9 protein-coding genes are annotated in these 7,428 nt (G+C 60.8%); 5 read left to right on the top strand and 4 right to left on the bottom strand.

The features are described 5' to 3' along the window. Positions 1 to 109: 109 nt before the first annotated feature. On the bottom strand, positions 110 to 892 hold the full coding sequence (locus tag AAFO90_RS23430) for an ATP-binding protein (protein ID WP_347510982.1): 783 nt from the start codon (positions 890 to 892) through the stop codon (positions 110 to 112). A gap of 262 nt (positions 893 to 1,154) precedes the next feature. Here AAFO90_RS23430 and AAFO90_RS23425 point away from each other — a divergent pair, with 262 nt between their 5' ends. The 5 genes from AAFO90_RS23425 to AAFO90_RS23405 all read left to right on the top strand — a co-directional run bounded on the left by AAFO90_RS23425 (position 1,155) and on the right by AAFO90_RS23405 (position 5,525). Beyond that, on the top strand, positions 1,155 to 2,321 hold the full coding sequence (locus tag AAFO90_RS23425) for an alpha-hydroxy acid oxidase (protein ID WP_065272346.1): 1,167 nt from the start codon (positions 1,155 to 1,157) through the stop codon (positions 2,319 to 2,321). A 113-nt stretch (positions 2,322 to 2,434) separates the two neighbouring features. Then, complete coding sequence (locus tag AAFO90_RS23420) at positions 2,435 to 3,061, top strand: 50S ribosomal protein L25/general stress protein Ctc (RefSeq protein ID WP_347510981.1); 627 nt, start codon at positions 2,435 to 2,437, stop codon at positions 3,059 to 3,061. A gap of 155 nt (positions 3,062 to 3,216) precedes the next feature. Next, complete coding sequence (pth, locus tag AAFO90_RS23415; RefSeq protein ID WP_347510980.1) at positions 3,217 to 3,909, top strand: aminoacyl-tRNA hydrolase; 693 nt, start codon at positions 3,217 to 3,219, stop codon at positions 3,907 to 3,909. A 73-nt stretch (positions 3,910 to 3,982) separates the two neighbouring features. Further along, positions 3,983 to 5,146: a serine hydrolase gene (locus AAFO90_RS23410; RefSeq protein WP_347510979.1), complete on the top strand. Its 1,164-nt coding sequence runs from the start codon at positions 3,983 to 3,985 to the stop codon at positions 5,144 to 5,146. A gap of 10 nt (positions 5,147 to 5,156) precedes the next feature. Continuing rightward, positions 5,157 to 5,525: a DUF2237 domain-containing protein gene (locus AAFO90_RS23405; RefSeq protein WP_347510978.1), complete on the top strand. Its 369-nt coding sequence runs from the start codon at positions 5,157 to 5,159 to the stop codon at positions 5,523 to 5,525. Here the strand turns inward: AAFO90_RS23405 and AAFO90_RS23400 are convergent, their stop codons facing one another. The 3 genes from AAFO90_RS23400 to AAFO90_RS23390 all read right to left on the bottom strand — a co-directional run bounded on the left by AAFO90_RS23400 (position 5,526) and on the right by AAFO90_RS23390 (position 7,148). Next, a complete protein-coding gene (locus tag AAFO90_RS23400; RefSeq protein WP_347510977.1) occupies positions 5,526 to 6,011 on the bottom strand; it encodes a helix-turn-helix transcriptional regulator in 486 nt (161 codons plus the stop codon). It lies immediately after the preceding gene. Positions 6,012 to 6,056: 45 nt separating this feature from the next. Next, positions 6,057 to 6,560 (bottom strand): hypothetical protein, encoded by a 504-nt coding sequence (locus tag AAFO90_RS23395; RefSeq protein WP_347510976.1) that lies wholly within the window; start codon positions 6,558 to 6,560, stop codon positions 6,057 to 6,059. Between the two features lie 201 nt (positions 6,561 to 6,761). Continuing rightward, entirely contained in the window at positions 6,762 to 7,148 is a 387-nt protein-coding gene (locus tag AAFO90_RS23390; protein ID WP_347510975.1) for a hypothetical protein, read from the bottom strand. Positions 7,149 to 7,428: the final 280 nt, after the last annotated feature.

Genomic DNA, 7,428 nt, shown 5'->3' with positions numbered 1-7,428 from the left:
ACAACACGAAACGACCACACAGCGCATTGGGCTACCGCCCTCCGGCTCCCGAAACCATCGTCCAGATGGACCGAAGGCCGGTCATGCACTAACAATCAAATTGGACCACTCAGGTGGGGCTGATCAGCAGAATGGTCAGATCCAGATCGAACTCCTTCAGCAGGTGGCGCAGGACCAGCTGATTGGTCAGATTGTCCTCAGCCGCCAGCACCCGCCAGCGGTGACGCTGCAACACCTCATTGCTCCAGTCCAGTTCGTCCTGCGCCGGATCCTCCGCAATGGGTTCGGCGCTTTGTAACACCAGTGAGACATGGAATTCGCTGCCCTCCCCGGCTGCACTGGTGAAATCGATCCCGCCGCCCATTTCCCGGCAGATCTGCTGCGCCACCACCAGACCCAGCCCGGTCCCGCCATGCAGCCGGTTCACGCTGACCTCGGCCTGAGCAAAGGGACTGAACAGTTTCTTGTGCTGCGCCGCGTGGATGCCACTGCCGGTATCGCGGATTCTGAAATCCAGCGCCACGCAGCCGTTTGTTACCTCCCGCGCGTGAACGGTAAAGGTTACGGCTCCTTCGGAAGTGAACTTCAGCGCATTGGCCAGAAGATTGCCCAAAACCTGAGTAAGCCGCGTCGGATCCAGTTCAGCCCAGACCTCTTTGCGGGCCATCAGCCCGCTCAGCACGCTGGTAAAGGACAGGCCCTTTGCTTCGACCCGGGGGCGGAACTGGCGGCAGAGGGAATGAAATACCTCAGTCACGCAGGTTGGCATCATCTCCAGTTCAAGCTTACCCGCTTCGGCCTCCTGCCGAGCGGCCCGTTCCTGCTCAAGTGCAAGGCGCAGATCGGCAGTTGTTGCCGTTGCGGGCAACCTGGGTTCGGAATTGCGGTTCACTGTCGAAATGACATGCCTCAATCGGTTCGTACGTTTCAATAATCGCCCAAACCCATACAGACACCGCCCTGAGCCGGCCTCAAATGGCGCCAGAAATACGGCTACCCTGCAAGATTTCGACGTCTTGTTTTGAAACCTATAGATTTTCTACAATAAATATACCGTAAAATTTTACCGACAGACAATTTGCGCAGGCCATCATTGCGCCAGCAGGGTGAAATTGGTAAACAATCCTGACCACCACTAGGGCGAGGACGAACCGGTGCCTGTTATCACCAATATCAACGACCTGAAGCGCATCTACGAACGCCGCGTTCCCCGGATGTTTTACGACTACGCCGAAAGCGGCAGCTGGACCGAGCAGACGTTCCGCGAGAACACCTCGGATTTTGAACAGATCCGCCTGCGCCAGCGCGTGGCCGTTGATATGTCCGGCCGCTCCACCGCCAGCCAGATGATCGGCCAGGACGTTGCCATGCCCGTGGCACTGGCGCCGGTCGGCCTGACCGGCATGCAACACGCCGATGGTGAAATCAAAGCCGCCCGCGCCGCCGAGGCCTTTGGTGTGCCCTTTACCCTCTCGACCATGTCGATCAACTCGATCGAGGACGTGGCGGAGGCGACCACCAAACCCTTCTGGTTCCAGCTATATACCATGAAAGACGAGGACTACGTGCGCCGCCTGATCGAACGTGCCAAGGCGGCCAAATGTTCGGCGCTGGTGATCACGCTGGACCTTCAGATCCTTGGGCAGCGCCACAAGGACCTGAAAAACGGTCTTTCCGCACCGCCGAAACTGACACCCAAGACCATCGCCAACCTGATGACGAAATGGGCTTGGGGCATCGAAATGCTGGGCGCCAAGCGCCGCGAGTTCGGCAATATCGTCGGCCACGTCGAAGGCATTTCCGACGCGTCTTCGTTGGGCGCCTGGACGGCCGAGCAATTCGACCCCTCGCTCGACTGGGGCAAGATCGAAAAGCTGAAGGAAATGTGGGGCGGCAAGGTGATCCTGAAGGGGATCCTGGACGCCGAGGACGCCAAGATGGCCGCCAAGGTCGGCGCCGATGCCATCACTGTCTCCAACCACGGCGGGCGCCAGTTGGACGGGGCGCTCAGCTCGATCCGGATGCTGCCGCAGATCATGGATGCTGTCGGCGACGAGGTCGAAGTGCATCTGGACAGTGGTATCCGCTCGGGTCAGGACGTGTTGAAGGCGCTGGCGCTGGGGGCCAAGGGCACCATGATCGGCCGTGCCTTTGTCTATGGTCTGGGCGCCATGGGGCAGAAGGGCGTGACCACCGCTCTGGAAGTCATCCAGAAAGAGCTGGACACCACAATGGCCCTGTGCGGCGAGCGCAACGTGGCGGATCTTGGCCGTCATAACCTGCTGGTCCCCGAAGGGTTCGAAGGGCGCTGGCAGGACTGATCTCCGGCAGCGATTTTTAAGCTTTGCATTGCGGGGATTCTCCGCTATACGCGCGGCTTCACGCGGGGTGACAGCCTTGGAGGCATCCCGCCCTAACATATTGGAGAATTAAAATGGCTGGAGAGATTCCTGATCTCGTTTGCCAGGAACGTGCGGGGACGGGCAAGGGCGCCGCTCGCGCAGCGCGTCGCGCTGGCATGGTTCCTGGTGTTGTTTTTGGTGGTGACGTTGATCCCATTGCGATCCAGATCCCCTTTAACGAGCTGTTCAAAAAGCTGAAAGCCGGTCGCTTCAAGTCCACCCTGTGGAACCTGAAAGTTGAAGGTCAGGAAGACGTCCGCGTCATCTGCCGCGATGTCCAGCGTGACGTGGTCAAAGACTTGCCGACTCACTTTGACCTGATGCGCCTGCGCCGCACCACCAAGATCAACCTGTTCATCCCGGTTGAGTTCACTGGTGAAGAGGTTGCACCCGGCATCAAAAAAGGCGGCATGCTGTCCGTCGTCCGCCCCGAGGTGGAACTGGTCGTGACCGCTGGCGATATTCCGGAGAAGCTCGTCGTGGATATCTCCGAGCTGCAGATCGGTGACACCGTCACCATCTCGTCGATTGACCTGCCGAACGGCACCAAGCCGACCATCGACCGTGACTTCGTGATCGCGAACATCGCAGCACCTGCTGGCCTGGCTGCCTCGGACGACGAGGAAGAAGGCGAAGCGGAAGAAGCCGCAGAAGAATAAGATCCACGCCACATTGGCAGGATCATGGAACGGAGCCCCATTCGGGCTCCGTTTTCTTTTGCCGCACCGAAAACCATCGACGGGCCCCGGCACTGGATTTCCCGGCGCGCAGCGGGCATGTATCAGGCAGAGATCTGCAAACAGCGAGAGAGCCCATGAAACTCTTTGTCGGACTGGGAAACCCCGGCGCCAAATACGAAAGAAACCGGCACAATATCGGCTTCATGGCGCTGGACCGGATCGCCGAGGACCACGGGTTTTCCCCCTGGAAGTCGAAATTCCAGGGGCAGATCTGCGAAGGCACCCTGGGCGGTGAAAAGGTTCTGCTGCTGAAACCGCAAACCTTCATGAACAATTCCGGCCAGTCCGTGGGTGAAACCATGCGGTTTTACAAGCTGACCCCGGCGGATGTCACCGTGCTGCATGACGAACTGGATCTGGCCCCCGGCAAGGCGCGCGTCAAACAGGGCGGCGGCCACGCGGGCCACAACGGGCTGCGCTCGATCCATGCTCATATCGGCGCCGATTATGCCCGGGTGCGTCTGGGCATCGGTCATCCCGGCCACAAGGACGCGGTGGCGGGCTATGTGCTACGCGATTTCCCCAAGGCGGACGAAAACTGGCTCGACGATCTAATGCGCGGCATTTCCGACGGCGCAGCATCGCTGGCCAAAGGGGACGGCGGCAAATTCATGAATGCGGTTGCCCTGCGCACCGCGCCGCCACGCAGCTCCACTTCGCCCAAGGGGCAGGAGAAGCAGGCCAAGGCGGAAAAGCAGGCAGACAAAGCCCCCGAGACACAGGACAACCGCTCCCCGCTGGAGCGTCTGGTGGACAAGTTCAAGTAGACTGCTTTCCGTTGCGTCCGCTTTGCGCGGGCTCACCTCGGCGGCTAGGCTGGCCGCAAAGGGGAGGAAAGACATGCGCAAACTCATGCGGATAACCGGGCGCGTCCTGGCCATTGCAGCCGTTGTCCTGCTCGCGGCAGGCCTGTGGAAACGGGACGAGATCATGCGCCTTTGGGCGGTGAATTCGCTGTTTGCCGAAGACAGGATCGTTGCGAATTTCTCCAACATGGAGGGCGCCTTTCTGACCCGGTCGGTGCCGCGCGGCGACGGACCCGTCGTGCCCCTCGCCACAGGGGAGGCGATGACCCTGCCCGCCGGAGCGGGCGACTGGATCGATGCCCGCGCCGTGACCTCGCTTCTGGTGCTGAAGGACGGGCAGATCCGCCACGAAAGCTATCACCTTGGCACTGCTGAGACAGACCGGCGGATTTCCTGGTCGGTGGCAAAAAGCTATCTGTCGGCGCTGTTCGGGATCCTGCTGGAGGAAGGCGCGATTGCCTCGCTCGACGATCCGGTCACCACATACGCGCCGCTGCTGAAAGGCAGCGCCTATGACGGCGCCAGCATCCGCAACGTGCTCAACATGGCCAGCGGCGTCACCTTTGACGAGGATTACCTGGACTATGATTCCGACATCAACCGCATGGGCCGCGAGATCGCATTGGGCGGGGCGCTGGACCAGTTCGCGGCGGATCTGAAGGACAGCTTCGCCGCCCCGGGCAGCACCTGGCAGTATGTGTCGATCGACACCCATGTGATCGGCATGGTGATCCGTGGCGCCACCGGACGCAGCATTCCGGACCTCCTGTCGGAAAAGATCATCACCCCGCTGGGGCTGGAACAGGCACCCTATTACGTGACCGATGGCGACGGCGTGGCCTTTGTGCTGGGCGGGCTCAATATCACCACCCGCGATTATGCCCGGTTCGGTCTGTTGATAGAACAGGACGGCCGGTACAACGGACAGCAGATCGTGCCTGCCGACTGGATCGCCGCCTCGACCCACCCCTCTGCTCCGACCAAGGAGGGCAAGATCGGATATGGCTATCAATGGTGGGTGCCCATCGGCGCCCATGACGGCGAATTCCTCGCCCGAGGTGTCTACGGCCAATACATCTATATCGACCAGGACCGGGACGTGGTGATCGTCAGCACGGCAGCAGACAGAAAATTCCGCGACAAGGGGGTAAACCGCGCTAATATCGAGACGTTTCGACAGATCGCCCGCGCATTATAGGGATGCCCGCATGGAAAAAGACGATAGCATCAATGTTCTGGGAGAGGCGCTTGAGCCTTGCTCCACCGATCCGATGACCGGCTTTTTCCGCGATGGCGCCTGCAACACCTGCGCGGCGGATCAGGGCAGCCACACCGTCTGCGCGGTGATGACGGCAGAGTTCCTCGCCTATTCGAAATACGTCGGAAATGATCTCAGCACGCCGCGGCCCGAATTCCAGTTCAAGGGGCTGAAACCCGGCGATTGCTGGTGCCTGTGCGCGGCCCGGTTCCTGCAGGCCGCCGACGAAGGCTGCGCGCCGCAGGTGAACCTGCAAGGCACCCACCAGCGGGCGCTGGACATTGTGCCGCTTGAGGTTCTGAAGGCCCACAGTGCCTGACTAGTCACCGTCGCTCATCAGATCCTCGATGAACAGGCTCAGCAGCTGTGTGCGCCCGCTGACCCCGGCCTTGCGGTAGATGGCATTGCTCTGCGCCTTGACCGTGCCGTCCGAGGTTTGGCGCAGCTCTGCGATTTCCGAAAGGCTGAGCCCTTTGAGGGAAAACAGCGCCACATCGCGTTCGGCGGGGGTCAGACCCCAGGCGCAGAACCGTTCCTCCAGGTGATCCTTGAAGGCGGATTGCATCAGGCGCAGGCTTTCCTCAACCGCGCGCACCCGTTGCTGGCTGCGCCGGTAGGCAATCCAGCCCAGCACCACCCCCAGCACAAGCCCCAGCGCGGCGCCGATTTCCAGCAATTCGCGGGTCTGCCAGCTGATCGGACGGGACCGCAGCCCCAGCACCGTAAGCGCGATATCGGAAACGAAGAACATGGCGCAAAGACCTTGCACCAGTACCAGCACGGGAAGAAACCAACCCGTTTTCATGCAGCTGCCCTGCGTTTGGTCAGCACAGGCGCGTCCGGCCCATGATCAGTCATCACCGTCTCCGCCTTCGCCATCACCGCCTTCACCATCACCACCTTCACCGGAGCCGCCCTGCCCTTCGCCACCCTGTCCGTCGCCGCCATGACCGCCGTGGCCGCCCGCGCCGGGACCATCGCCGTTGCCGCCATCGTCAGATCCGTCATCCCCCTCTTCGCCGCCATCATCCCCGTCGCCGCCTCCGTCATCGCCACCAAGGCGATCAAACAGGCTGAAAAGGCCACTGCTGGAACTGTCGTCATCCTTGTCTTCGATATAGTCGCGCAGGATCTCACCTGTGCCGGGGTTCACAATGATCTCGCGCTCGGTCCGGTCGGTTGTGGCCACGATCCTGTAGCGGCCAAGGAAAGTCCGCGTCACCACGATCTCGCCATAGCCCTGCTGGCGCAGCTGATCGGTAATTCTGTCCGTGAAGGGGTCGGCCAAGGCAACGCCCGGCTGGACCAGCAACATGACAAGCACAAAGAGGACGTGAGCGATCCGGCGGCGCATGGGCTGTGTCCTCCTTTGAGTGAAAATGGACGGTTCGATAGGGGCCTTGTGGGACAATGCCACTGATCGGCAGAAAAGCTCAACCGCGGTATCAGGCAGAAAATACCGCGGTTGAACCTTGTGAGGCGCCGGGGGGGAAATGGAGCGTTGGGACGGATGCTCCACAGGCGCCTTGGGTGCGCTTAAGGGACGCGCGTCGGGTTAGTCGTGACCTTCACCACCGTTTCCTTCACCACCGTGGCCTTCGCCACCGCCGCCGTGGCCTTCACCACCATGGCCCTCACCACCGTGGCCCTCGCCACCGTGACCTTCGCCGCCATGGCCCTCGCCACCTTCACCGTGGCCTTCGCCGCCCTCGCCGTGGCCCTCTCCATGGCCTTCGCCGTGGTCGTCTTCACCCGCATCATCGGACTTGCCATAGGCATAGGCATGCTCGTTCTGGTTCTGATGCTGGTTCTGGTTTTGATTTTGATAGGCGTGCTCGTAGGAATTCTGGTTCTGCTCGCCCGAACCTGTCTCGGTGGAAGCATAGGTGGTCGCTGCAAGGCCCAGGAGGATTGCGGTGCTGGTCAGAAGTACGCGGGTCATCAGGATTTTCCTTTTCTTGATCACGTTGGCGGTGGGTTTTCATCCGCCTCGACCCAGACTGAACCGCTCTGCCCGGCAGGAACCATTCCACAGAGGTTTAAATTCAGGTCGGACTGCGGTTGGTTTAGGGCGCATAAACCTGGGTTTATGGCCCCTAAAGCGTTTCCAGTTTATGTAGAAGCATACCCGGCCTCGCAAAAGTAGTTCCAGCATTCCTGAGGTGTGTAGAGATCACAGATTTCGTTGAGGGCTTCGAACAGTCCAGTGAATGACCGCGCTC

Origin of the sequence: Phaeobacter sp. CAU 1743 (genome assembly GCF_039839315.1) — a bacterium.
Classification (GTDB): Bacteria; Pseudomonadota; Alphaproteobacteria; order Rhodobacterales; family Rhodobacteraceae; genus Phycobacter; species Phycobacter gallaeciensis_A.
This window is presented reverse-complemented; position numbering and strand designations above follow the sequence as displayed.